Raw genomic sequence first — 26,263 nt, 5'->3', positions numbered from 1 at the left:
CAAGCCATAAGGAGAGTGAGATTACGATGGAATTGAACCTGAACCGGCCTTCAATGAATTCGCAGAAGCAAGGCTCTGGAAGTGAACATAAGAAAGTGAGGCTTATCAGCGTTCCATTCTGGCTGGGAAGCGGCCGTGCCGGAACGGAGCTGGGGCCCGAAAGCATTATTAAAGCCGGGCTTGTGCGTAAAATCCGCAGTATGGATATTCACCTGGAGAGTGAACATGAGGTCGATTGTCCGATTAAACCGTTTTCGCAAGGAACGCCGTCCAAAATAAAATACCTTCCGGAAGTGATGGAAATGAGCGGACTTGTTGGCGAACAGGTGTACCGCGCTGCCATTAATGATTCCTTCCCGCTTATTCTGGGCGGAGATCACAGCGTCGCCATTGGTTCGCTTGCAGGCTTGACGGGCCATTACAACAATCTCGGCGTCATTTGGTTCGACGCGCATGGCGACTTGAACACAGAGGAAACGACACCCTCGGGAAATCTGCACGGGATGGCGCTCGCAGTGGCTATCGGAAAATCCAATTTTAAGCTTACGGATATTCCAGGTGCAGGCTCGCTGATCAAGAAGGAGAATATTGTCATCGTCGGGGCAAGGGATCTTGATCCAGGCGAGAGGGAGCTTATACGCTCGGAAGGAATTACTGTTTTCTCGATGCATGAGATTGACCGGATGGGTATTGAGACGGTCGTCAAGAAAGCCATTGAAATTGCCGGGAATGGAACGGACGGCATTCATCTCAGCTTTGATATGGATTGTCTTGATCCGCAGGAGGCGGCAGGAGTCGGCACGCCTGTGCCGGGCGGGCTGAACTACCGGGAAGCGCATTTTGCGCTTGAGCTGCTATCGGAATCGCAGCGGGTTACATCGATGGACATCGTAGAAGTGAACCCGCTTCTTGATTATGACAGGCGTACGGCACGTCTTGCGGTGGAGCTGGCTTCCTCTCTGCTTGGCAAGCGAATCCTGTAAGCACGGAAGGATGGGCAGGGGATGGAAGCGTTAATGCGCAATTTTTTCTTGTCGCTTGGCCGCAGCAGACGGGCCGGGCAATTGGCCGCAAGGTATGGACTACGGATGGGTGCGCGCAGGTTTGTGGCGGGCGCGACCATCCGGGAGGCGGTCGAAACCGTGAAGCGGTTGAACGAGCAGGGGAAGCTGGCGACACTGGACCATCTCGGCGAATTCGTAGGAGATGAGAAAGAAGCGGCCATTGCGGCCGATATGTGCCTGCAAACGCTTGATGCGATTGCCGAAGCGGGCGTACAGTCGAATCTCTCCTTGAAGCTGACCAGTCTGGGGCTGGATGTGAGTCCGGAGCTATGCCGCCATCATATGAGGCTCATCCTGAATCGTGCGGCATCCCTGGGGAATTTCGTGCGGATCGATATGGAGGATTATGCCCATTGTCAGCCCGCGCTTGATTTATATAAGGAGCTCCGGCAGGAATACGGGAATGTGGGGATTGTCATTCAGGCATATCTGCGGCGGTCAGGGCAGGATATCTGTGAGCTTGGGGAGGCATCGGCATCTAATTTGCGGTTGGTGAAGGGTGCCTACAAGGAATCGGAGCAGGTCGCCTACCCGCAGAAATCGGAGGTGGATAAGCAGTTCGTGATGCTGATCCGCGAACAGCTGAAGTATGGATACGCGGCAATCGCCACCCATGACCGGGAAGTTATTAAAGCGTCTGCCGCCTGGATAAAAGCAAATGATATTCATCAGGATCGTTTTGAATTTCAGATGCTGTACGGAATCAGCGAAGACCTGCAGGATCAGTTGACCAAGGAGGGCTTCAGGGTCAGAATCTATGTGCCCTATGGGGGAGACTGGTTCGGCTATTTCATGCGCAGGCTGGCGGAGAGGCCCGCGAATGTCTGGTTTGTATTAAAAAATATGTGGAAATAGGGGATTTCAGTATGCCGAAAAATGAGTTGTTTGCACCGTTCGTCAATGAACCGTTGACGGATTTCAGTCAGGAGGAGAACCGCAGGGCCATCACGGAGGCGATTGCAGGCGTGAAGTTGGAGCTTGGAAAGGAGTATCCCCTTCATATTGGCGGGAAAGCGATATTGACGGCCGAGAGAACTGTGTCGATTAATCCTGCGGATACCAGCCAAATTATCGGATCGGTGAGCAAGGCGAGCCGGGAACAGGCCGAACAGGCGATGCAGGCTTCGCTGGGGGCATTCGAATCGTGGAAACAGACGCCTGCAGAGGAACGGGCGGTACTGCTGGTTCAGGCAGCGGGCCGGATGCGCGCGCGCAAGCATGAGTTTTCGGCCTGGCTGGTTATGGAATCAGGCAAGAACTGGGCGGAGGCTGATGCGGACACGGCAGAAGCGATTGATTTTATGGAGTATTATGCGCGTGAAATGGTCAAATTGGCGCAAACCAACGACAGGCAGCCGCTGGTAAGGATGGCCGGCGAGGATAACCGGCTGCATTATATCCCGCTTGGGGTAGGCATTGTCATTCCGCCATGGAATTTTCCGCTTGCGATTTGCGCGGGAATGGCTTCAGCGGCAGTTGTCTCGGGGAACACGATCATTATGAAGCCTGCTTCCACGACGCCGGTCATTGCCTACAAGTTCTACGAGCTGATGGTGGAGGCGGGATTCCCGGCCGATGTCATTCAATATTTACCGGGAAGCGGCGCGGAAATTGGCGATTATTTGACAAGCCATCCCAAAACCCGATTTATCAGCTTTACAGGCTCGAAAGAAGTAGGGCTCCGCATAAACAAGCTGGCTGCCGAACAATCCGAAGGACAAATTTGGATCAAAAGGGTCGTAGCGGAGATGGGAGGCAAGGACGGGATCGTTGTGGATGAGACCGCGGATCTTGATGCTGCGGCTGACGCCATTGTAGCTTCTGCCTTCGGTTTTCAGGGACAGAAGTGCTCTGCGGGCTCGCGTGCCATTATCGTGGAATCCGTCTATGACGAACTGACAGGCAAAATCGCGGAAAGGGCAGGCCGTCTGGCCATCGGCAGTCCTGAAGATAACGCGCCAATAGGTCCTGTCATCGACCGGAGCTCCTTCGAGCGTATTCTGGACTATATCGAGACGGGCAGAGCGGAAGGAAAGCTCCTCGTTGGCGGAGGACGCGGACCGGAAGGCGGTTATTTCATTCAGCCGACGGTGTTCTCGGACGTGGAGCCTGATGCGGCAATTATGCAGGAGGAGATATTCGGACCGGTACTGGCTATCGCCAAGGCCAAGGATTGGCAGGATGCGATCCGCATCTATAACGATACGGAATTTGGCCTGACGGGAGCATTCTTCTCAACTGACGAAGGACGTATTGAAACGGCGCTGGAGCAGATCCATTGCGGGAATTTGTACATCAACCGCAAATGTACGGGGGCGCTTGTAGGGGTCCATCCATTTGGCGGCTTCAATATGTCAGGCACCGACTCCAAAGCCGGTGGTCACGACTATTTGCTTCTGTTTACACAAGCGAAGCTGACTTCACGCAGAGTGTAGAAGGCAGGCCTTTTGAGACTCTTGTGTAATATTTAATGACATTAAATCTCGAATTTTTGGTTGAATGCACACATCATGTCAGATAAAAGGGAAGGAAATGCATTTTTCTCTATAAATCTACGGGATTTTACCAAAAATATGTTGTGAGGTTTCAAGGTCAATGTTATAATACTTAACGAATATAATATATTGTGTTATGTATATTGTATACATAATTAAAAGAAACCTATCTGGCTTAAGAGTAGAAGAACAGCCAGGCAGGCAGCGAATGGAGTGATGTTTAGCGGACATGAGGGCAGCGATGTTTTCTGGGGGAAGTTTTCGATCAAAGGCGGCACAGAAACGAACAGGTTCGTTGCAATGGTTCGTCGATTGAAGGCTTGCATTTTTTGTGCACGTTTCGAGTCTATGAATCTTTCATCCGTTTTGTAGAAAAAAGGAGGAATACCATGTTTCGAAAGATGCTAGCAAAAAGAACGATTTCTCTGCTGTTGGTATTCATGCTGGCGATCTCGGCGCTTGTGCCGGCAGCCGCATTTGCAGAAGAAACAGGCAGCGGGGAACCTGGAGTAGTCGTTGATTCTGGCGAAACTCCAGCCGGAGAAGATACTCCTGCAGCTGATCCTGACGCTGTCACCGATCCGGAATCGGGTGATCCGGATAGCTCGGCGGATCCAGGTGACACGGTTACAGATCCATCGGTGGATCCGGACGGTGTACCAGCGGAGCAGACTGAGGGCCAGCCAACGGATCAACCGCAGGATGAGCCACAGGATCAGCCGGTTGATGTACCGACGGATGAACAAGCCGAACAGCCTGTTGACCAACCAACGGATGAAATTGCAGACGAACAGGCAGACGAAGAGCAGTTGAAGGCTTTGGCGGCGCCAGTGCTTAACATACCGGAAGGACAGCCAGGATATGCGGCTTCACAATATCTGACTTACCTGGCGACAACCATCGGTACTCGTACTGCAGGCAGCCCGAAGGACCAAGAAGCTCGTGATTATATTAAAGGCGAGTTCGAGAAAATCGGTTTGCAGACAACCCTTCAACCTTTCACTTACACTCGCGGAGGAAATACCGTTAATACCAGCAATATCATTGCCGTCAAACAGGGGATATCCCCTAGAACGGTAATCGTCGGTGCGCATTACGATTCGGTTAGCTCAGGCGGAAGCATGGGCGCGGATGATAACGCATCGGGAATTGCGGTTTTATTGGAGGCTGCCAAGACGGTAGCGCTGAAGGATACGCCTTACACGATTAAATTCATCGCATTTGGCGCAGAGGAAGCGGGCCTGAGGGGCTCCAATTATTATGTATCCCAAATGACGGACGATGAGAAGAAGAACACAGTCGTCATGATCAACATGGATAGCCTTGCTGTCGGCGATTATATGTATATGTACGGCAGTGCAGGATTTTCGGGTTTTGCCCGTGACCAGGGTCTGGCTATTGCTAAGCGCCTGGGCCTGGAAATGCAAACCAATCCTGGTCTGAACCCGGAGTATCCGGCGACGACAACCGGCGACTGGAGTGACCATGCTGCATTCGAAGACGCAGGTATTCCTTACGGCTACCTGGAAGCGACGAACTGGACCCTTGGCGATTTGGATGGCTATACCCAAACCGCGCTTGAGGGAGAAGTTTGGCATACCGGTAAAGACAAGCTTGATCATATTATTGAAACCTACCCTGGCAGGATTGAACAGCATTTAAGTACTTTTACCCAAGTGCTCTCAACGTTGTTGATGGAAATCCAGGAGCCTCAAGAGCTTAAATTAAGCTCAAATGTCGCGTCAATGACCTATAAGACGACGATTGACGTACAGTTCGATCTGCCTATCAATACTACAGTTAATGACCTGCAGTGGACTTACGGAGGAAAACCGCTCTCCGAGTGGAAGAAATGGAGCACAGTTGCTCCTGCCGGATACAATGGAGATCCTTTTATTTATCTGGAAGGAACACCTGTTGTTGAAGGAAATACCGTCAAAGCCAAAATCGCATTCGATGTGCTTTATGGAACGACCAATCTTTCCGGCACGTTCCGCTCAAGATACCCTGAGATGATTGCCACAAATGACCTGGCTGTTCAAGGTCCAATGGGCAATGTCATCGCAGGCGGACCAATTAAATTAAATCCGTATGAATCTTATCATACGTATGATGAGATTAAACCGGAGATTGAAGCCATTACCGCAGCCGCTCAATCAGACCGTTACATTGAAACCCGTGTACTGGGCAAGTCTGTTGAAGGCCGCGATATTTACTTCACGATATTGGCTAAAGATAAAGCTTCTGTCGACCAATATGTGAATGAGACGCTTCACGACATGATGGAAAAACCCGCTGAGCTTCAAAATAAAATCAAGAGCGGCAAGCTGACCAACTACAAGGTGCCGATTTGGCTGAATAATATTCATCCGGATGAAGCGCCAGGTATTGATGCTATCCTCAATATGTTTAGAACGATGTCAAAAGAAGACACGGTTGAGTATGAAACAACCGATGTCGCGGGTAAACCACAAACAGTAACGATTAATGTGGACCAGGCGCTGGACAATGTCATTTTCCTCATGAACTATACGGAAAATCCGGATGGCCGCTACCACAATGTCCGTCAAAACGCCAACGGCTTTGACCTGAACCGGGACAATTCCTACCAAACACAACCGGAAACGCAAATCGTGGCCAGTGAAATCGCAAAATGGTCTCCGCTTTCCTTCCTGGATTTCCATGGTTTTGTCAAAGACTTTCTGATTGAGCCTTGTACGCCTCCGCATGATCCGAACTTCGAGTTCGATCTGCTGATCAACAGCATGGTCGACCAAGCTAACGCCATGGGCCGGGCGGGTGTTGCCAGTACGGACAATAGAATTCCAAAGTACCATATTCCGTATGAAGAAGCCCGGAAAAAGGCCGAGGATCCAAACTACAAGCCAATTGCCAATGCAACGGGCTGGGATGATGCTTCTCCTGCCTATACCGCCGTATTCGCGATGCATCAAGGAGCTCTTGGTCATACACTTGAAATTCCTGAACTTAATGAAGACTCGGTAACTGCACTCTACTCTGCTGCTTTGGCGTCAACCAAATATGTAATGGACAACAAGAAACAGCTGTTCCTCAATCAACTGGAAGTGTACAAACGCGGCATTGAAGGAACGGACAGCTATTCGGTTGACAAATATTTGGTGAATGCAAAATACGAAGAAATCGGCAGACCACGTAACGGTGAAGAGAACTTCTTCCCTGAATATTATGTACTGCCAGTAGACAAAGAACTGCAAAAGAATTCGCTTGAAACCTACAAAATGGTGCAATACCTGCTTCATAACAGCGTCAAGGTAGAAAAATCTACAGCCCCGGTTACAGTAGGGGATAAGGTATATCCTGCCGGAAGCTTTGTCGTCAACATGCATCAGGCCAAACGGGGTTATGCCAATCTGGTTCTGTATGACGGCATCGACGTATCCGATTTTAGCGAGATGTATGCGGATATCGTGCAGAGTTTCTCTTATATGAGGGGCTTCGACCGCTATATTGTCCGTGATGCAGGTGTATTCACTGGAAAAACAGATGAAGTAGAATCGGTGGAAATTCCGTCGACGACAGTTCCTGGCTATACATCTCATTATGTCATTCGCAACACCAATAACGAGGCTGTACAAGCCGTTAACGAATTGATCGGCCAAGGAAAATCAGTTACCCTGCTGAATTACGGCGGAGAAGGCTATGAAATGGGCGATTTCCTTGTCTCCTATTCCAACCTTAAAACCGTGAAGGAGAAATACCTGCTGGATGTCGTGCCGTTCGACGATAAAGGCAATAAAGACGGCAAGGTGCTTAAACCGGTGACTGTAGCCGCAACAGGCGTTCCTGCTTTCGCGCTCAAAGGTCTTGGGTTTAATGTTTCCACTGACCCTGCAGCAAGTGACGTCCTCGTAAATTCAACTGGAAGCAACAGTCTGATCAGCGCAGGGAAACCATATATCGGCTATGGAAGAACGGCCATGAATGGATTGAAAAGCTCCGGTTTGCTGCCTGGTTTCAATTTTGCAACGACCGGCAATGCGCATGAAGGTCTGTTCAAATCCATCTTGGCGCAAAACAGCCCGATTACGGCTCCTTATGATGAGATAGATTATTTGTACACCGTATCGGGATCTTATATCACAGCTCTTCCTGAAGGAGCAAATGTACTCGCAACTGCAAGCTCGGATGAAGATTTCTTCATCGCCGGCTGGTGGCCGAAACATGAAGTGATTAAGGGCCAAACAATGGGCTTCACCTATAAAAAAGATCTGGTCAATGTGACGGTGTTCGCCAATGAATTGACGAACCGTGCACATCCGCAGGCCCAATTCCGCCTGCTGTCGAATTCGATCTTTACGGCAGCTCCTTCAGCTGACCCTGGATCAGTCGATGATGGAAATGGTGAGACACCTGAACAACCGGAACCACCTGTAGAACCGCCGGTAGAACCACCGGTGAACCCGCCAGTGGATCCTCCGGTAGAGCCTGGTGACGATGGAGATAACGGAGACATTCCATACTATCCATACTATCCTGTAACTCCAACGCCTGATCAACCGAAACCGGCTGATCCGAAACCAACAGAGCCAACTGAACCGACAACACCTGTCGAACCAACGCAGCCTGTTGACGTTCCGGATTTCAAGGATCTCGGACCTGTAGCATCCTGGGCGCAAAGCGCGATCGAAAACCTGGCTGCCAAAGGCATCATCAATGGAGTGGACAAAGAGAATTTTGCTCCGCTCAAGCAAGTGACAAGAGCAGAATTCCTGACCATGCTTGTCCGTGCTTTCGATTTGACGGATGAGAAGGCGACGGTATCCTTCACCGATGTGAAACCGGAAGCCTGGTATTACAGCTTCGTAGCATCAGCAGTCAATGCAGGCGTGGTTAATGGGGTCGGAAACGGTAAATTTGATCCTAACCGTCCAATTACCCGCGAAGAAATGGCAATTATGGCAGCTAACGTGCTGAATAATGTCAAAAACATTGCTGTAGGCGATGCGGCGGCTGTATTGTCCAAATTCAAAGACAATGGCAAAATTGCTTCGTATGCCAAGGATTCAATTGCACTATTGGCAGAGGCGGGTGTCATCAACGGCACAACAGCCGACACCTTTACACCTAAGGGCATTGCTAATCGTGCTCAAGCGGCAGTTATTATCAACAGAATGCTGGAACTGCTGTAAGATATGTTTGTTTTAAAAGAATGGGAGCTGCCTTCGAGGCAGCTCCTTTTCTTTTTGCAGCTAAGATTCCGGATCCAGAAGCAGGTACAGATGGCTATTCTATGTTGGAGGAGGGCATATTTTCCGGCTGCCGTGGCATAATACCGCTGTACATACCATACGGACAGCCTCACGGGCCTGTTCATTAAGGCGGGATTTCATGACAAAACGATATGCAGCAGGTGCAGGCGCTTTTCTCATCGCAGCCATTGTTCTCTTTGCAAGCATAGGAGCCGTATCCGCCGCACCGGGCGGAACATTCCATTTTGGCTTCAAGAAAAGTGTAAAAGGCGCGCTGCCTTCCATCAGGGAAGAAGGGTTTCAGAGCCTTCTTCAAAAGCAGGATGCCATCTTCCTGGGGGATACAGCGAAGAAAGAGCTGTATCTTACATTCGATAACGGCTATGAGAATGGCTATACGGCAGGAATTCTGGACGTGCTGAAAGAGAAGCAGACGCCGGCGATCTTCTTCGTCACCGGCCACTATATTAAGGATCAGCCTGAGTTGGTCAAAAGGATGGCTGCTGAAGGGCATCTGATCGGCAACCATTCATGGAGCCACCCGGATATGAGCACGATCACAAGCGAGCAGATTGCAAATGAACTCGCGCGTGTGAAAAGGGGCGTGACGGAGCTGACAGGGCAGGAGGAGATGAATTATCTTCGCCCTCCTCGCGGCATCTTCAGCGAGCGCGTGCTCACAGCGAGCAGGGAGCAGGGCTATATCAGTGTCTTCTGGTCTGTGGCCTACAAGGACTGGGATACGAAAGCGCAAAGGGGCTGGAAGCATGCCTATGACAGTGTCATGTCGCAGCTTCACCCGGGCGCAGTTATCCTGCTGCATACCGTGTCGGAGGATAACGCCAAGGCGCTGGGCAAAATCATAGACGATGCCCGTGTACAGGGGTACACCTTCAAGCGTCTGGATCAACTGGCCGCAAAAAGCTATTAACGGATATCGAAACTTAACATATTACAAATCGGGCATCCTGCGGGATGTCCTTTTTCTGTGTGGCACAGTCCGCGGCGCGCATATTTTTACGCTTCATGGACCGGGGGAAATTGCTTTATTTCTAAGATGAAGAAGCTTGACTTATCCGCCAAAGGCGTACCAGCTGTTTTATCCTGGGATGAAGGGGAGCGTTTGAACCTTGAGAAAATTCAAAAATAGCGGCAAAATACGCTGGAATCGTTTACTTATCCTGTGCCGCAGTGCAATATGTCAAATATGAATACATCGTTTATGCCGTAAATTCTACACATTCCATCTTAATAAAGCGCTCTCAATAATCCTTATGCCATATGGCTTCGCGTGTGTTTGGACATGACAATTCATATTCTACATATTTACCGGCCCTGGCCGGTCTGTCTACAATTTGATTGCCGGCATCAGTGCGATGCAGGTATATATTCCGGCAGAAGTACATGACACACAGGATCAATTTAGAAACGAGGGGATGGATGCCATGAAACGAAATGACCAGGATGCTCTCGCGTTCGAGACCGCCGCTCCCAAGAAGGGAGTTCTCCCGCTCGATGCGGGGCAGCTGAACAGACGAAACCGGAACCGGATTTTGCGGAACTGGGAACTGTATTTATTTATGACTCCCGCACTGCTTTATTTCATTATTTTTCATTACATACCCATGTACGGCATTCAGATCGCTTTCAAAAATTTCATTCCCACAAAGGGGATTGCCGGAAGTCCATGGGTCGGCTTCGATCACTTTGAACGCTTCTTCCATTCGTATTACTTCCGGGACCTGCTGTGGAACACCTTCAGCATCAGCCTCTACGAGCTGGCAATCGGATTTCCGCTTCCCATTATTCTGGCGCTGGCCTTCAACGAAGTGCGCAGCGGGTTTTTCAAACGATCTGTGCAAACGATTACTTATGCGCCGCATTTCATTTCGGTCGTCGTAATGGCCGGAATGATCATTACCTTCCTGTCGCCGACCTCGGGCATCATTGTGCGTATTGTAGAGGGACTTGGTTTCCAGGCGGCTGATTTTCTGACGGACCCGGCATGGTTCAAGACGGTTTATGTCCTCTCCGGAGTCTGGCAGAGCGCAGGCTGGGGTACGATAATCTATCTTGCCGCCTTGTCCAGCGTTGACCCGCAGCTTCATGAGGCGGGCATCATGGACGGCGCAAGCCGTTTTAAACGAATGCTGCATATCAACATTCCGACCATTGTGCCAACCATCACGATCATGCTGATTTTGAATATGGGGAATATTCTGGGCGTTGGCTTCGAGAAAATTCTGCTGCTGCAAAATCCGCTTAATATGAGCGCTTCGGATGTCATATCCACCTTTGTCTATCGCTCGGGTCTGGTTAGCGCCCAATACAGCTTCTCAACGGCTGTAGGGCTGTTCAATTCGGTGGTCAACGCCATCCTGCTTATTGCCGTCAACCGGATCGCACGCCGTACCAGCGAAACAAGTCTTTGGTAAAGGAGGAGGTTTGAAGCATGCTTTCAGGTGTAAAAGAAACAAGAGCCGACAAGCTGTTCGTCCTCATGAACTACATCTATCTGTTCATTGCGCTGATCGTGGTGCTGTATCCCGTTCTGTTCATTATCAGCGCGTCGGTCAGCGATCCGAAATATGTCAGCTCGGGCGAAATGTGGCTGCTCCCCAAGGGTCTGAATCTGGACGGGTACAGCCGGGTATTCGGAAACTCCAAAATCTGGAGCGGTTACCTGAATACCGTGATCTATACCGTGCTCGGAACAGCGCTGAATCTGTTTGTTACGCTGCCTGCGGCATACGCCTTGAGCCGTTCCGATTTCGCAGGCCGCGGATTGTTCATGGGCCTGATCCTGGTCACGATGTTCTTCGGCGGCGGACTGGTGCCCACCTATCTGCTGGTGAAAAGTCTCGGCCTGATGAATACGATGGGCGCCCTGATTCTGCCCGCTGCCGCAAGCGTTTGGAATATTGTCGTGGCGAGAACCTTTTTCCAGACCACGGTCCCAAGAGAGCTTCAGGAAGCCGCCCATATCGACGGCTGTACGAACACGGGGCTGTTCCTGCGCATCATCCTGCCGTTGTCGGGACCGATTATTGCCGTGATGGCGTTGTTTTATGGCGTCATGCATTGGAACAGCTATTTTAATGCCCTGATCTACCTCAACACGGAGTCCAAATATCCGCTGCAGCTTATTTTGCGCCAGATTCTCGTGCTTCAGGAAATGTCCGCCGAGACAACCGGCGCTGCGGTCAGCGGAGATATGGCGGCAGCGATGAACAATAAAGCCGAGGTAGCCTCGCTGGTGAAATACGCGGCTATTGTTGTGTCCACGCTGCCGATTATAGCGGTCTATCCTTTCCTGCAGCGCTATTTTGTTCAAGGCGTGATGATCGGCTCGGTAAAAGGCTAGCCCGGACCATCCTCTCCGGCACCGGCCGGGAGATGAATGACGGCTGCCAGGGAGTTATTTTATGCTTAAGCAGTTTGGCCAGATCACATATGTTTAAGGAGAGGGGTTTAAGTATGCGGGCATTTAAAAAAAGCACAATTCTGATCGTAACGGCTGCGCTTATCATCACATTGGCCGGCTGCAGCTCATCGGATTCCGAGACCGGAGGGGCTTCGCAAGAGTCGGAGCTGGTTCACAAGGAAGGCTTCCCTATTGTGGATGATCCATTAACCTTAACGATGATGGCCCCCGACGTAGGGATTCAGAACTGGAAGGATATGCCTGTTATTCAGGAAATGGAGAAGCTGACGAATATCCGCCTGGAATTTCAGAATGCGCCCAAAGACAGCTTCGAGACCAAAAAAAATCTGGTGTTCGCCAGCGGTGAATACCCTGATATTTTCTTTGCCGCCGGTCTGACTCCCGCGGAAGAGCTGAATTATGGAAGCCAAGGCATCCTCATTCCGCTTGAGGATTTGATCCCTCAGTATGCGCCGAACGTGAACAAAATTCTCGAGGACAATCCTGATATCCGCAAATCCATTACCGCACCCGATGGACATATCTACTCGCTGCCGAAGGTTGATCTGGCTCAGCCGTGGTACCGCAATCCGCTCTGGTACAACGGCGATTTTCTGAAGGCGCTTAAGATCGATAAGCTGCCTGAGACGACCGAGGAGCTGTACACTTATTTGAAGCGCGTCAAGGAAGAAGACCCGAACGGAAACGGCAAACAGGACGAGATTCCGCTGTCTCTGGTCAAGCTTAAGGAAATCCGCGCATGGCTGCTCGGCGCCTTCGGCATCTATGAGGACAAAATTTATGTCGACGATCAGAGCAAAGTGCATTATACCCCGATGGAGGAAGGCTACAAGGCCTATCTGACCTATCTGAACCGCTTGTGGAGCGAGGAGCTGCTGGACCACGAGACCTTCTCCCAAACCGCGGATCAAAAAAAGGCAAAAGCCGGTAACAATCAGATCGCGCTCTTCTCGGACTGGCATGCTTACTTCACCCTTGGCGGAGAGCCAAGCACCGACGATCCGATGTTCAGCCCGGTCAGGAGCGACAGCGTCGATAAGCCTGCCATCGCCAGGAATAAGGGCGTTACAGGCGGCGCTTACGCCATTACCAACACCAATCCATCGCCCGAAGCCAGTCTGCGCTGGGTGGACTACATGTACGCTTACGATGGCGCCGTATTGTTTGACAAGGGTCCTGAAGGAACGCTTTGGAAATATACCGATAAAGCTGCACACACCAAAGAATGGCTGCCTGTTCCCGGCGGAATCGAACGGGAAGACTTCCGTGCCACTCTTACGCCAAACTATGGGATTCCGACTCCCGGCATGATGACCGGAGAGATCGGTAAAGGCCTTGCGACGGATTTTGACAGATGGGTGGAGAAAGAGTCCAAGGAAAAGCTGCTTGACCGCGGAGCGCGCATTCCTTTCCCTGTCTTGTTCCTGACGCCGGAAGAGCAGGCCGAGGTTACCAGTCTGCAGTCTGATCTTGACACTTATGTCGAGCAGATGGAGGCCAGGTTCGTTACCGGACAGGAGCCGCTGAGCAGTTGGGATTCCTATATCGGGACGATCCGGAAGATGGGCGGCGAACGTATGGCCGAAGTGTATCAAACGGCGTACGACCGCTGGAAAGCGAACTAGCCGAAATGCAAGGAAGAAGCCAGCTCTCTAGACTCTGCCCAGAGGCTAAGGAGCTGGCTTTCTTAAAATATAAGAAAGGTTAAAATTCCTCCATACTTTGCTTCTATTTCTAAGGGAAGAAACCAGCTGCGCCGCCAAAAGGACGGCGGCAGCGGTTTCTTCTTGAGCCTTATAAAATGTAAAGATTTCATCCCCCTCAAGGATACCCGCTTACCGGTAAGCGGCAGGCTTCAGCCGTCTTCACCTGTTCTCAGCTTCCTGTATTGGCCGGGTGTATATCCGGTTTCCTTCTTGAACTTGCGGATAAAATTGGGCGTATCCAGATACCCGACCTGCTCAATGACATCCTTCAGGGGAGCATCGCTGCTGACCAATAGACGCATCACCTCCTCCATGCGGAGCCGCCAGATGTACTGGGAGAAGGTGGAGCCCGTCTTGTCCTTGAAGCTGCGGCTTAAGTACGAAGCCGAGATGGAGAATTTCAACGCCAAATGCTCCAGACTGAGCGTGTAGTCGGCATACTGCCGGTCGACATAGGAGACGATGTCGTCCAGCAGCGAATGCTGCTGGATTTCGGCTTGACGCTCAACCTGTCCGCAAATTTGGGCAGCCAACGCTTCCAGCTTGCGTTCCAGCTCCTCCAGCGTTTCAAAAGCGGTCAGGTTCGGAATATCGTGGATAATGCCGTTCATTCCGAGCTCAGAGGCGTTCTTGAGCAGCGCGTTCAGCACATCGAAGCATATGCAGCGCATCAGGGCAGCCGATAGCGTCTGAGTCCGCAGATCCGCGATGATCGATTGAATCATCTGAAACGCCACCGTTTCATTACCCTGTTTGAGGCTTTGCTCCAGCTTCAGCAAAGATTTTTTGGATATCCAGAAGGTCTCGGACTCCGGGGCGCTAAGCTTCTCAAAATAAGTAACGCTTCCAAGCTCCCCCAGCATGCGGAACTCCAGTGCCGTTGCTGCCTCGATGAAGGATTGGTTGAGCTCCCCGAGATTGCCGTACGGCGACCCCACTCCAATGGATGGCTGAAGAGATGACCGCTGAAGGATACTGCCGCGGATGTGGTCCACAATTTCTTCTATGCGATCCTGTGAGCTGCGGGCGGCATCGGGTGCAAGACTGATCATGACCGCAAATTGATCGGCCGGTGAAAAATCGATGCCGTAAGCACGGGCTTTCAGCTGCGGCATATCCAGGTCATGCAGCAGCTGGTGGATGTCTCTGCGGTCCGGGCCCGCGGTGGAAGTGCCGGAGAATGCATCCCATTTCAGCAGCATGACCCAATACTCTCCCTGCGTTCCGGGAAGCTCCAGGCCAACACTTTTGATCAGCTGCTCCAGGTCGTGGTCATTCGGACTCCCGTGCTTGAGCAGCATCATCAGAAACTGGGTGCGCGCATAAGGCTCCTGAAATTGGATGCGGGCGCTGTAATCATGGATGGTTTGCCTGATCCAGTCCCATTCGCTGGTCGATTTGGCGGAATCGGACGTCCTGGAGCCTGTCTTAAGCCGCGTAAACTCCATCAGGTCCTTGACCGGATGATACTGGCGCTTTGCCAGCATGACAGCCGCCGTAATTCCAGTAAGCGCCACGATGAAGAACACCAGCAGAATGAGCGTCTGGATATGAAAGATGCGGCTGAAAAACTGGCTGCTTGGCATCGTCGTCACATAGGTCCAGCCATTCTCTTCCGACTGCACGGCGACGACCGACTGCTGCTTGCCGTCCAGCATGAGGCTGTGGATACCTGCATCAAGAGAGGAAAGAACGCTTAACTCATTGCCCGGAATGGCTTCACCGCGCCGGTTCTTCGTCAACACCCGGCCCTGATCATCGAAAATGTAGCTGTTGCCGGAAAATTTATTGAGGATGGAGTCCATCACGCCGGTCAGCTTCTCTTCTTCCATCAAATAAACGACGGTGCCGTACGGATAGGGGTCATTCGGTTTGATCGGCACCAGAAGCGCCAGCATGGACTCCTGTCTGGAATTGACAATTACCTGCCCGGCGGGACGCATGAGCGGATGCTCCGCATTATTGAGATCCTGCAGCACCTGAGCGGCAGGCCAATCCGCAAACTTGTATTTTTGCCTGAAGATGGTGCCGACATCCGTCATCCCCTCCGAGGAGTAAATCACCGAATCGTCGTGATAGTACAGGAACAGATTGTCGAGAATTTGGCTGTTGGCTTTGTAATTGGCCAGTGTGTCGATCGCTTCCTTGCTGTAGTAGGGATGGCGCACCATGTAAGGTGTGAGATGCACGTCAAAGGATATCCGGCTTGCGGTCTCCTGAAGCTCGGCCATCCGCGCGTCAATGTTCATCCGCACCTGATTCAGCTGGTTCACATTGGATTGCTCGATTTCCGAACGCAGATTGTCGACGGCATTCTTGTATACAAAGATGGTTACTCCGGTGAGCGGAATCAAGAAAATAAGGATGTAGGACAAGGCATAATTCAGCAGAAGCTTGGACTTGAAGTAATTCCAGTTCATCCGGCCTGGGGCAAATCCGGACAGCTTGCGGATCGGTAACCTGATCAAATGTACTCCCCCGGTCTTATAAAATGTAGTAGGATTACATCCTTTGTAAGCTATGAAAGCGTTATATTTTTCTTTTTTTATCATTATGCAACAAAAAGTGCGTCAGGAAAAGGAAAAGCCCTATAAAGACTGCAATTGGGTGCAAAATCACGGGTATCCGACATTTGACTTTTCTGATACTCGGACCATGGGATTAATGGTATAGTAGCTGCAAGAGATTGATACGGGAACGAAGGAGATCAATCATATGCAGACAAAGCAGAAGGTTATGATTGTTACAGGGGCCAATTCCGGTATGGGGCTGGCGACCGTTGTCGCCTTGGCCCGCCATGGCATCCGCGTCATTATGGCGTGCCGCAGCCGGAAGCGGGGAGAGGCTGCGCTCCAGGATGCGGTTCGCCAGAGCGGCTCGCAGGATATCGAGCTTATGATCTGCGATCTGGGCTCGGCTGCCGGCATCCGCGAATTTACGCGGGCTTTTCTGGCCAGATATGAGCAGCTGGACGGACTGATCCATAATGCAGGGGTGTTTCCGATCAGGCGGGAGACCACTGCGGACGGGTTTGAGCTGGGAATCGGCGTCAACCATTTGGGGCATTTTCTGCTGGCGCATCTGCTGCTGGATGCGCTTGCCCGCGCCCCGCAAGGGAGAGTCGTGGTGGTCTCCTCCAATGCGTACAAAGCAGGCCATATCCATTGGAGCGATCCGCATTTGACGAAGGGCTATGTTTTCTGGAGAAGCTATGCGCAGTCCAAGCTGGCCAACATTTTGTTCACGAAGGAGCTGGCGCGGCGGCTGAAGGAGACGAGGGTAACGGCGAACTGTCTGCATCCCGGCGCAGTTGCGACACAGATTGGCGTGAACCGCAATACCGGCTTTGGCAGGCGCATACTGGCCATGATGAAGCCATTCTTCCTCACACCGGAGAAGGGGGCGGAGACGGCGGTATATTTGGCGACAAGCGATAAGGTTATGTCGACAAGCGGGGAGTATTATTACCGCAAAAAGCCGGTCCGGCTGACAGCCAAAGCGGCCGATCCGGAAGCGGCCAAGCGTCTGTGGGCATGGAGCGAGCGGGAGCTGGGGCTCTAAGAAGCAAAGGCATTCGCGGCCAAATGGAGCCATTCCCTCCGGAAGAGGCTTCTTTTTCTTTTCTGCGCCGGCTTCTTCCCTTGAAGATGGGAAGAGTGTAAGACAACGGAAACCGCGGTAAAATAGAGGTACCCAGTAATGAATGAAAGGATGAAGACCGATGACGCTGCAGCAGTTGAGGTATGTGATTGAGGTTGCCAACCGCGGTTCCATGAATGAGGCCGCCAAGCGGCTGTTTATATCCCAGCCCAGTCTCTCCAACGCCATCAAGGAGCTGGAGGAGGAAATTCATGTTACGATTTTCGAGCGCACCAACAAGGGCATCTCGCTGTCCAAGGAGGGGGCGGAGTTTCTCGGCTATGCCCGCCAGGTTATCGAGCAGGCCGAGCTGCTGGAGAACCGGTATCTCAATGCCAAGCCCTCGCCGCAGCATTTTTCGGTGTCCACCCAGCATTATGCCTTTGCAGTGAACGCTTTTGTGAAGCTGGTTCGCGAGTATGGACAGGATGAATATGAATTGGCGCTGAGAGAGACCAAGACGCATGAAATCATCCAGGATGTCAAAAGCCAGCGCAGCGAGATCGGCATTTTGTATATTAATGAATTCAATGCCAAGGTCATCAGCAGGCTGCTCAAGGACGCAAATCTGAAGTTCACCAGCCTGTTTACGGCCAAAGCGCATATTTTCATCAGCGTTAACAACCCCCTGGCCAAGCACTCCATGGTTACGCTCGACCAGCTTCAGGACTATCCGTACCTGTATTTTGAACAGGGGGAGTATAATTCGTTTCATTTTTCCGAGGAAATTCTAAGTACGCTGTCGCATCGAAAAAGCATTCGTGTAAATGACCGCGCGACCCTCTTCAATCTGTTGATCGGCTTGAACGGCTACACGATTTCCACAGGGGTGCTGAGCGCGGATCTGAATGGCAACGAGATTATTCCTGTTCCGCTGGCAAGCGACGAGACGCTCCATGTCGGATGGATCAGCCACCAGAATGCCGCGCTCTCGAAGCTCGCCTCCGCTTATATCGAAGCGCTGCATCAGACCATATCCGAGTAAAATTGTTTGGTATAGCTTCAGGCTATAGCCAGCTATAGTTAATGGGAGTTACGCTATAGCTGGAAAGGTATGTTATCTTTCTCGTATCGAGAGGAGAGAACAAATCTTATGAAAAGCGGCAATCTGGGTTATCCCCGCATCGGGCGGGGTCGGGAATGGAAGAAAGCGCTGGAGGCCTATTGGTCCGGCATGCTGGAGGAAGAGGCTTTCCATGCGGAGCTGAAAGCGATCCGTCTAAGCAATCTGAAGGCCCAGCAGGACCGGGGAATCGAAGTCATTCCTGTCGGGGACTTCACGTATTACGATCATGTGCTGGATACGGCGGCTATGTTCGGCCTCGTTCCCGGACGGTTCGGCTATGAGGAGGGAGAGCTGAGCCTGTCCACCTATTACGCCATGGCACGCGGCAATCGCGAGGCTACGGCCTGTGAGATGACAAAGTGGTTCAATACGAACTATCACTATATTGTACCGGAGCTCACGGATATCAAACCTGTTCTGACCCGCAACCGTCTCCTGGATGCTTACCGCGAGGCGAAGTCGGAGCTTGGCATCGAAGGAAGACCGGTCCTCGTCGGCCTGTTCACCTTTCTGAAGCTGTCCAAGGGCTATGCCCGGAATGAGCTTGACGGCTGGATCGACCGTCTGCTGCCGCTGTACGCGCAGGTGCTGCGCGAGCTGGAAGCGGAAGGCGTGCAGTGGGTTCAGGTCGATGAGCCGATTTTGTCCACAACGCTTGAGCCGGCGGATCTGAACCATATCGCCCGCATATATGAAAGGCTCACACAAGAGGTGCCAGGCATCAAGCTGCTGCTGCAGACGTACTTCGAGTCCGTCGACGACTACAAGACCGTCGTTTCGCTACCTGTTCACGGCGTCGGTCTGGATTTTGTGCATGATGGCGGGCGTAATCTGCAAGCTGTCCGCGAGCATGGCTTCCCTGCGGACAAGGTGCTCGGCGCGGGCCTGATCGACGGCAGAGGAATCTGGAGAGCCGATCTGCAGGCCAAGCTGGCGACGTTGAAGGCGCTTGGCGAAGCCGTGTCAACCGACCGTATTCTTGTGCAGCCTTCGAGCAGTCTGCTGCATGTTCCTGTTAGTGCTGCGCAGGAGAGCGGGCTTGAGCAGACGCTGCGCGAAGCGCTTGCCTTTGCCGATGAGAAGCTGGAAGAGATTGTGCTGCTGACCAAGGCGGGCAATGAGGGCGTTGAAGCGATTGCTGCCGAGCTGGCGGAAGCGGACCGCAGCCGCAAGGCGCTGCAGCAGTCGCCGTCCCGCGCCCGCAAGCAGGTGCATGAACGCATCGCCGCACTGGCATCGCAGCCGTCGGCAAGGCCAAGCAGCTTTGAAGTCCGGAGCGAGGTGCAGAAGAAGAGATGGAATCTGCCGCTGCTGCCGACGACCACGATCGGAAGCTTCCCGCAGACGCCCGAGGTTCGCAGCGCCAGGCAAAAATGGCGCAAAGGGGAATGGAGCGGCGCACAGTACGAGGCGTTCGTCAAGGAACAGATCAAGACGTGGATCGACATTCAGGCGGAACTGGGACTGGATGTGTTCGTCCATGGAGAATTCGAGCGGACCGATATGGTGGAGTTCTTCGGCGAGAAGCTGGCCGGCTTCGTTTTCACTGGATTCGGCTGGGTGCAGTCCTACGGCTCCCGCTGCGTAAAGCCTCCCATCATCTATGGAGATGTGGAACTGGTAACGCCGATGACGGTCGAAGAAACGGTCTATGCCCAGTCGCTGACGGAGGTTCCGGTCAAAGGCATGCTGACAGGTCCGATCACGATTCTGAACTGGTCCTTTGTCCGTGACGACAAATCGCGCGAAGAGGTGGCTTATCAAATTGCGCTGGCGCTCCGAGGCGAGGTGGAGGCGCTCGAAGCAGCGGGCATCGGCATGATCCAGGTGGATGAACCTGCGCTGCGCGAAGGGCTTCCGCTCAAGCGCAAGCAGTGGGCCGATTATCTGGATTGGGCCGTGCGGGCATTCCGTCTGTCCACCTCAACAGTGAAGGACGAGACGCAAATTCACACGCATATGTGCTACAGTGAATTTCATGATATTATCGACTCGATCAGCGCGCTCGACGCCGACGTCATCTCGATTGAGACGTCACGCAGTCATGGTGAATTGATTGGAAGCTTTGAGGCGTATACGTATGACAAAGGTATCGGCCTTGGCGTCTACGATATTCACAGTCCGCGCATGCCGTCGGTCGGGGAGATTGGCTCGATGATCGACCGCGCCCTGCGGGTGCTGGACCCTGCCCAATTCTGGATCAACCCGGACTGCGGCCTCAAGACGCGCAAATACGAAGAGACGGTCGCAGCTTTGCGCAATATGGTTGAGGCGACCGAATTGGCCCGCAAGAAGTACGCCGTCAAGGCGTAAGGAGCAGCTATCCGGCTCAAGTCTCACCAAGTGTCACTATATTTTCGATTTCGAATTGGCGATCCGGCGTGATACCAATAATACTTAAATGTTGCAAAACGCGCTGGAATCCTCCGAACCGCACCAAGGCCGGCCGCTCCGGTTTCTCCGTACAACCGAAACCAGCGGCAATCCCACAGAAGCTTGACGGGATTGCCGCTGGTTTCATGCCGTGGGAGCACCCGCTCCCAGTATCGGCTTAGATACTCAGTCTGTACGGTTTTTCCTTCACTCGGACCGCTGGCGCATCGAGTAAGAAGTTACGAGGAGGGCTCGGATATCTAACGGATTCGGGTTACGTTCCTCGTAGACGAAAGCATATTTGTTGCAATTCAAAGTCCGCTTCCCAAGGAAGCGGACTTTGAATTGTGGAGAACGGCGGCCTCATGCAGCGTATGCAAAGGAGTCCGCCGCCAAAGTGCTCTCACACTGCGGGGAGCAGCGTGAGAAACTGTATTGAACAACCTTAGATTGCCGGGAAAACAGAACCCCATAAGGCTTTGAATGTATGAAATGGATTCAAAATATAACCATTTAAGCAGTATGGATATAGGACGCAACCCGCAGCAGCAGCACGATCGCTTCTGCTCTGGTCGTGAAGTCAAGCGGACGGAACCGGTTGCCCGTATTCCCTTGTATGAGATCAGCTTCATAAGCTGCATGAATATAGGGCAATGCCCATTCCATAATCGCAGAATTATCGGCGAACGGAGTTTTATGGGCATCCTGAATTTGCAAACCTGCAGCTTTGGCGATCATGACTGCCGTTTCCAGGCGGTTGATGTTCGCGCCCGGACGGAACGTATGGTCCGGATAACCGTTTATAACGCTGGCTTGAACGGCCGCCGCAACCGCCCCGCTCGCCCATTCGGGAATATCCCTCTTGTCCTGGAATAACGGTCCTTTGCCTTCCGGCCATGCGAATACCCGATGGAGCATTAAAGCGAATTCTGCCCGGGTCACGAATTGGTACGGACGGAATGTTCCATCTGGATAACCTTCCATAAGTCCATTGTCGACGCCTTCTCGTATTAGGGTCTCGCCCCAGTGTCCGGCAATATCGGTCAGAACGATATGCGGTTCCACTTCGGGTTCGTTAGCGATCGGCATTACTGCAAATTTGGTGAAATGATCGGTTTCGCCAGTCAGGATACCGTTCGTGACTGTGCCGCCGAGTTCTACCCATTCCCCCGTCTCTTCGTCATAATAGACTAACGCCGGATTCTGGTTGTCGTCCCATCTGTCACTTGTCAAAGCAAGACTCAGGCGAACCGGAACAATAAATTTGCCCGGAACGTCTTTCGTCAGTTCGTAAACGCCGCTGATCAGCAGCTGACCAGGCTGCATCAAACCGGAAAGATCACTCGTCACCTTCCGAATGGTTATCGTCGTAGCTTTCTCGATTGCACCAGCCGGAATTTGCAAAGTGAGTCCAGGGACCTTTAGGGTATATTCCTTGCCGGGTACAAGGGAGAACTGCGTTGGATCTTGTATCGCATCTTGAGGAGGACCGCTTGTCGTTCCCGAAAACACGATAATATTCGTAATTTCAATCGTCTCAATCTTTTCGTTGCCTGCCGAGTCAGCTGCGTAGACCGTATAAGTCCCGTTAGCGGACACATGGAATTTATTGAAAGCAGGCACATCGGTGCCAAAAGTTGGTGAGTCGAAGTCCGTTTCGGTTAACGTTCCTGCTGCCCATTTCAACACCTCGATTTCATTGCCTGCGGCTTCATCAGAAACGGAAGCTGTCACCATAATGTCCACTCCGGCATTCGTCGGAGTCTTCGGAGAATAATCAAGCGATATCGTCGGTTCTCCCATCACAATATTAGAAATAACGATCGTTTCCGTCTTCTTATTCCCTGTCAAATCCGCTGCATATACGGTATAAGTACCGTTCGCTGTTACATGAAACGTTCCTCCGACCGCCACATCCGTGCCAAATGTAGGAGAGGTAAAATCCGCCGTTGTTCGCTCACCCGCCGCCCACTTCAACGTCTCTATTTCATTGGCGGCGGCATCATCAGAAACAGCAGCTGTCACCGTAATGTCCACTCCGGCATTCGTCGGGGTCTTCGGGGAGTAATCTAGTGAAATTACCGGTTCTCCCGCAACGATATTGGCAATAACGATCGTTTCTGTCTTTTCATTTCCTGCCGAATCCGCTGCATATACGGTATAAGTACCGTTCGCTGTTACATGAAACGTTCCTCCGACCGCCACATCCGTGCCAAATGTAGGAGAGGCAAAATCCGTCGTTGTTCGCTCACCCGCCGCCCACTTCAACGTCTTGATCACGTTTCCCGCAACGCCGCTGGATACGGAAGCTGCTATCGTCACATCGACCCCCGTTCGAACTGCTGTCTTGGGATTGTAATCCAGGATGACAGTCGGCGCCTCCGAGATGATATTCGTAATCGCGATCGTCTCGACCTGCTCGTTACCGGCTTCATCCAAGGCATATACGGTATAGCTCCCGTTCTCATTCACGGAAAACGTCGTCCCGGAGATGACGGTCCCGGTCCCCGTGCCGTTAAAATACAATACGTCCCGTGTGCCTGTTGCCCACTTGAGTTGTTGAATGCCGGTTCCCGTACCGTCCGCATTTACCGTGACCGTGACCTCGCCGGTAACCGGACCTGTCGGCGACGGCGTCAGTTCAATCTCGGGATTCACCCCGTCGATCAGGACGCCGCCCGTATCCGGCAGCGGGGTTGCCAGATTCAACGATACAGGGTTTCCAATAATGGTTACAGCCGAGGGGGACGAAGCGGCCAGGGCATCCCCGATCCCGATTCCGTTAATGTCCTTGTCACCGGATTGCACGGTGTAACGGAACTGCAGCTTCTTCGGATCGCCGCCGTATATCCCGATATAGGATGCCGCTTTTCCGGTGCTGCCGTCCATTTCAATCGGTAATTCAGGCGTGTCGGAAGAATCGACATCCACCGGATAATCGTACGCGACGATAAAATCCAATGCGTCACCGATCCCGTATTTTCCTGACGCTGGAACCTGTTCGAGTGCCGCGGCTGGCGAAGGCACCGAAAGCGTTAGCCGGTAAACGCCTGTCCGGCCATCGGCTCCCGTCACCTCGATTTCGACCGGTTGATTACCCAGGTCCAAATCCACGTCCAATTCATTTCCGGAAATATGATTAATCGATACCGACTGGCCCGCGGCTGGCGTGACCGTCACTTTCGCTTGAGCAACCGGCGCGGCAAGTGTCGTAACGTAAAGTCCTGTTGCGGGATCGAAGGAGGAGGGTGCTGTTGACACTGTCGTTCCCGGCGCTGTGACCGTCACCGAAGCCGGACTCACCCCTTGGTAGCTGGCATAAGGCATCGGATAAGTCGTGCCTTCAATAATACCCCATCGATTGCCGCTGCCGAACTGCCAAATGGAGCCAGAATAATCGGTATAAGTGCCCTTCTGCATCATCTCTGCGGTGCTCTTGGGAATTCCCCCTCCCAAAGAGGAAGTCTGCCCGCTTCTTTCGCTGTCCCAGAACGATTGGGTGACCGAGCCGGAGGTTGCCCCGGTGCCAATCAAGCCCCCGGCTTCGCTGTCTTCGGCAGTGACAACAGTTGCCGCGTAGGACTCGGCGACTGTTGTCTGGGCATCCGCAGATCCGATCAAGCCGCCTGCACCGCTTGTGCCGTACGCGGCTCCGGTTACCGACACTCCGCTTACTGCGGTGTTTTGCGCCTGGCCGATCAAGCCGCCGACATTTTGATCCCCTGATACACTCACTTCAAACAAAGAGATATTCATAACAGCCGCACCATCGGTGAACCCGAACAAACCCGTATCATCCGATCCCGGACGATTGATGGCCATTTGCGAAACGGTATGATTGTTTCCATCAAAGGTGCCTTGGAACGGGTTCGCCTGACTGCCGATTGGTGTCCACCCTGCACCTGCGCCGAAAGCCGACAGATTGAGATCCGCATCCAGCTCATAGGCATGCTCCATCCCGTAGCCTTCAGCCGCATCGCCAATCTTGGATAACTGGCTGGCGGTCGTGATCCGGTGCGGATATTGCGGGGTGCCTGCATCCCGATAAACGGTCAGCTTGTAGGTCGCGTTCAAGCTTGTCGGATCGATCGGGGAGCTTACTTTGATCTCAAACTCGTTTTTTCCCGGATTAAGAGCCAACGTGCTCGCAGCTGTACCGCCTTCAACGGAAACGACAGAGCCGGTATTTATCGGCGTTCCCGATACGATTAGCTGATCCGTCTTACTAACGACTTGTGCGGAATAGACTCCGTAATCGCTCGCAAAGTCGCGATTGAGCGGTTGCGGCACACCGTCAATATCCGTGACGGTAAGCGATGCCAGCGCCACCTTCTCATAATCCCTGTAGTGGAGCGGATACGTGGCTTCCTCAATCATGCCCCATGTCGGATCCGTCGTGCCGCTTCCTGTAAAGTCCCAACCCTGATACGTTTCCTTGCGCAGCATCTCGGCAGTGGTCTTGCCAACCCCGCCGTCCGATATCGTCTGTCCGCTGGTCTCTCTATTCCAATAGGAGGAAGTCACGGGTGCGGCACCTGTTTTATCACCGATCAACCCGCCGGAGGCGGTGCCCGTTCCGACCTCAGCCGTGGAATAGGTTCTGGTAATCGAGCCGGAACTGTTGCCTGAGCTGTAACCGATCAACCCGCCGAAGCTGTCAAGGGGTGAAGAACCGATGATCGTTTGTCCTTTGGCATAGCTGTCCGACAGGTTTGAGTAATCATTGTAACCAACCAGCACGCCTACGGCTTCGTTCCCCGTAATCCTTCCTTCAACGGAAGAATTGGAAAGGGAAGAAGCAATGAAATCGCCGGCTATCCCGCCGACATAACTATAGCCGACAACCTGGGCATTCACCATGCGTAAATGGGTGATGGTCGCATTCTCGGTTGCCCCGAATAATCCGACATCATTTTCGTTAGGCCGGTTAATGGTCATATTACGGATCGTAAATCCATTTCCGTCCAGTGATCCCGTAAACCCAGCCGGGTTTCCCCCTATCGGGTTCCATCCTTTTTCATCCCCGTTATTATATCCCGTCAAGTCGATATCTTGCGTCAACCTGTAATGGCCAGCCAAATTCAATCGAATATCATCGAGCTCCGCGGCGCTGCTGACAAGCGTCCAAGTGATGTCTTCTGCGGCTACTTGGCGAACAGGTGCCACCAAATTCTGAATCAGTGACACTGTCATCGTGACGAGAAGCATGAACGTAACTTTTTTTAATCTCATCTTACTTTCTCT

At 52.4% G+C, this 26,263-nt stretch carries 13 protein-coding genes; 11 read left to right on the top strand and 2 right to left on the bottom strand.

Annotated elements, in window-relative coordinates; genetic code table 11:
- Positions 1-26 precede the first annotated feature (26 nt).
- The 8 genes from rocF (at position 27) to ACFOLF_RS15995 (ending at position 13,860) form a co-directional block, all read left to right on the top strand.
- Positions 27-983, top strand: coding sequence for an arginase (gene rocF, locus ACFOLF_RS16030; RefSeq protein WP_379113766.1), 957 nt, complete (start codon positions 27-29; stop codon positions 981-983).
- Between the two features lie 21 nt (positions 984-1,004).
- The gene (locus tag ACFOLF_RS16025; protein WP_210044977.1) at positions 1,005-1,919 is read left to right on the top strand and encodes a proline dehydrogenase family protein; all 915 of its coding nucleotides are present in this window, start codon (positions 1,005-1,007) and stop codon (positions 1,917-1,919) included.
- 11 nt (positions 1,920-1,930) lie between these two features.
- A complete protein-coding gene (gene pruA / locus ACFOLF_RS16020) occupies positions 1,931-3,499 on the top strand; it encodes an L-glutamate gamma-semialdehyde dehydrogenase (RefSeq protein ID WP_210044976.1) in 1,569 nt (522 codons plus the stop codon).
- Between the two features lie 449 nt (positions 3,500-3,948).
- Positions 3,949-8,730, top strand: coding sequence for a M20/M25/M40 family metallo-hydrolase (locus tag ACFOLF_RS16015; RefSeq protein ID WP_379113764.1), 4,782 nt, complete (start codon positions 3,949-3,951; stop codon positions 8,728-8,730).
- 199 nt (positions 8,731-8,929) lie between these two features.
- Entirely contained in the window at positions 8,930-9,721 is a 792-nt protein-coding gene (gene pdaA, locus ACFOLF_RS16010; protein WP_210044975.1) for a delta-lactam-biosynthetic de-N-acetylase, read from the top strand.
- A gap of 514 nt (positions 9,722-10,235) precedes the next feature.
- Positions 10,236-11,225 carry an ABC transporter permease gene (locus ACFOLF_RS16005; RefSeq protein WP_210044974.1) on the top strand — a complete coding sequence of 330 codons (990 nt, stop codon included), beginning with the start codon at positions 10,236-10,238 and terminating at the stop codon, positions 11,223-11,225.
- Between the two features lie 17 nt (positions 11,226-11,242).
- Positions 11,243-12,154: a carbohydrate ABC transporter permease gene (locus tag ACFOLF_RS16000; protein WP_210044973.1), complete on the top strand. Its 912-nt coding sequence runs from the start codon at positions 11,243-11,245 to the stop codon at positions 12,152-12,154.
- A gap of 113 nt (positions 12,155-12,267) precedes the next feature.
- Positions 12,268-13,860: an extracellular solute-binding protein gene (locus ACFOLF_RS15995; RefSeq protein WP_210044972.1), complete on the top strand. Its 1,593-nt coding sequence runs from the start codon at positions 12,268-12,270 to the stop codon at positions 13,858-13,860.
- 230 nt (positions 13,861-14,090) lie between these two features.
- Here ACFOLF_RS15995 and ACFOLF_RS15990 read toward each other — a convergent pair whose 3' ends face one another.
- Entirely contained in the window at positions 14,091-16,409 is a 2,319-nt protein-coding gene (locus ACFOLF_RS15990) for a helix-turn-helix domain-containing protein (RefSeq protein WP_379113762.1), read from the bottom strand.
- A gap of 247 nt (positions 16,410-16,656) precedes the next feature.
- Here ACFOLF_RS15990 and ACFOLF_RS15985 point away from each other — a divergent pair, with 247 nt between their 5' ends.
- The 3 genes from ACFOLF_RS15985 (at position 16,657) to metE (ending at position 20,959) form a co-directional block, all read left to right on the top strand.
- Positions 16,657-17,502: an SDR family oxidoreductase gene (locus ACFOLF_RS15985; protein WP_379113760.1), complete on the top strand. Its 846-nt coding sequence runs from the start codon at positions 16,657-16,659 to the stop codon at positions 17,500-17,502.
- Between the two features lie 160 nt (positions 17,503-17,662).
- Positions 17,663-18,565, top strand: coding sequence for a LysR family transcriptional regulator (locus tag ACFOLF_RS15980; RefSeq protein WP_210044971.1), 903 nt, complete (start codon positions 17,663-17,665; stop codon positions 18,563-18,565).
- 108 nt (positions 18,566-18,673) lie between these two features.
- A complete protein-coding gene (gene metE / locus ACFOLF_RS15975) occupies positions 18,674-20,959 on the top strand; it encodes a 5-methyltetrahydropteroyltriglutamate--homocysteine S-methyltransferase (protein ID WP_210044970.1) in 2,286 nt (761 codons plus the stop codon).
- Positions 20,960-21,532: 573 nt separating this feature from the next.
- Here metE and ACFOLF_RS15970 read toward each other — a convergent pair.
- Positions 21,533-26,251 carry an S-layer homology domain-containing protein gene (locus ACFOLF_RS15970; protein WP_210044969.1) on the bottom strand — a complete coding sequence of 1,573 codons (4,719 nt, stop codon included), beginning with the start codon at positions 26,249-26,251 and terminating at the stop codon, positions 21,533-21,535.
- Positions 26,252-26,263: the final 12 nt, after the last annotated feature.

The organism is Paenibacillus sepulcri, from assembly GCF_042647105.1.
In the GTDB taxonomy this organism is placed as follows: domain Bacteria; phylum Bacillota; class Bacilli; order Paenibacillales; family Paenibacillaceae; genus Paenibacillus_Z; species Paenibacillus_Z sepulcri.
This window is presented reverse-complemented; position numbering and strand designations above follow the sequence as displayed.

Coding starts and splice junctions, on each gene's coding strand:
- rocF (WP_379113766.1), top strand. CDS start 27: ATGGAATTGAACCTGAACCGGCCTTCAATGAATTCGCAGAAGCAAGGC.
- ACFOLF_RS16025 (WP_210044977.1), top strand. CDS start 1,005: ATGGAAGCGTTAATGCGCAATTTTTTCTTGTCGCTTGGCCGCAGCAGA.
- pruA (WP_210044976.1), top strand. CDS start 1,931: ATGCCGAAAAATGAGTTGTTTGCACCGTTCGTCAATGAACCGTTGACG.
- ACFOLF_RS16015 (WP_379113764.1), top strand. CDS start 3,949: ATGTTTCGAAAGATGCTAGCAAAAAGAACGATTTCTCTGCTGTTGGTA.
- pdaA (WP_210044975.1), top strand. CDS start 8,930: ATGACAAAACGATATGCAGCAGGTGCAGGCGCTTTTCTCATCGCAGCC.
- ACFOLF_RS16005 (WP_210044974.1), top strand. CDS start 10,236: ATGAAACGAAATGACCAGGATGCTCTCGCGTTCGAGACCGCCGCTCCC.
- ACFOLF_RS16000 (WP_210044973.1), top strand. CDS start 11,243: ATGCTTTCAGGTGTAAAAGAAACAAGAGCCGACAAGCTGTTCGTCCTC.
- ACFOLF_RS15995 (WP_210044972.1), top strand. CDS start 12,268: ATGCGGGCATTTAAAAAAAGCACAATTCTGATCGTAACGGCTGCGCTT.
- ACFOLF_RS15985 (WP_379113760.1), top strand. CDS start 16,657: ATGCAGACAAAGCAGAAGGTTATGATTGTTACAGGGGCCAATTCCGGT.
- ACFOLF_RS15980 (WP_210044971.1), top strand. CDS start 17,663: ATGACGCTGCAGCAGTTGAGGTATGTGATTGAGGTTGCCAACCGCGGT.
- metE (WP_210044970.1), top strand. CDS start 18,674: ATGAAAAGCGGCAATCTGGGTTATCCCCGCATCGGGCGGGGTCGGGAA.
- ACFOLF_RS15970 (WP_210044969.1), bottom strand. CDS start 26,251: ATGAGATTAAAAAAAGTTACGTTCATGCTTCTCGTCACGATGACAGTG.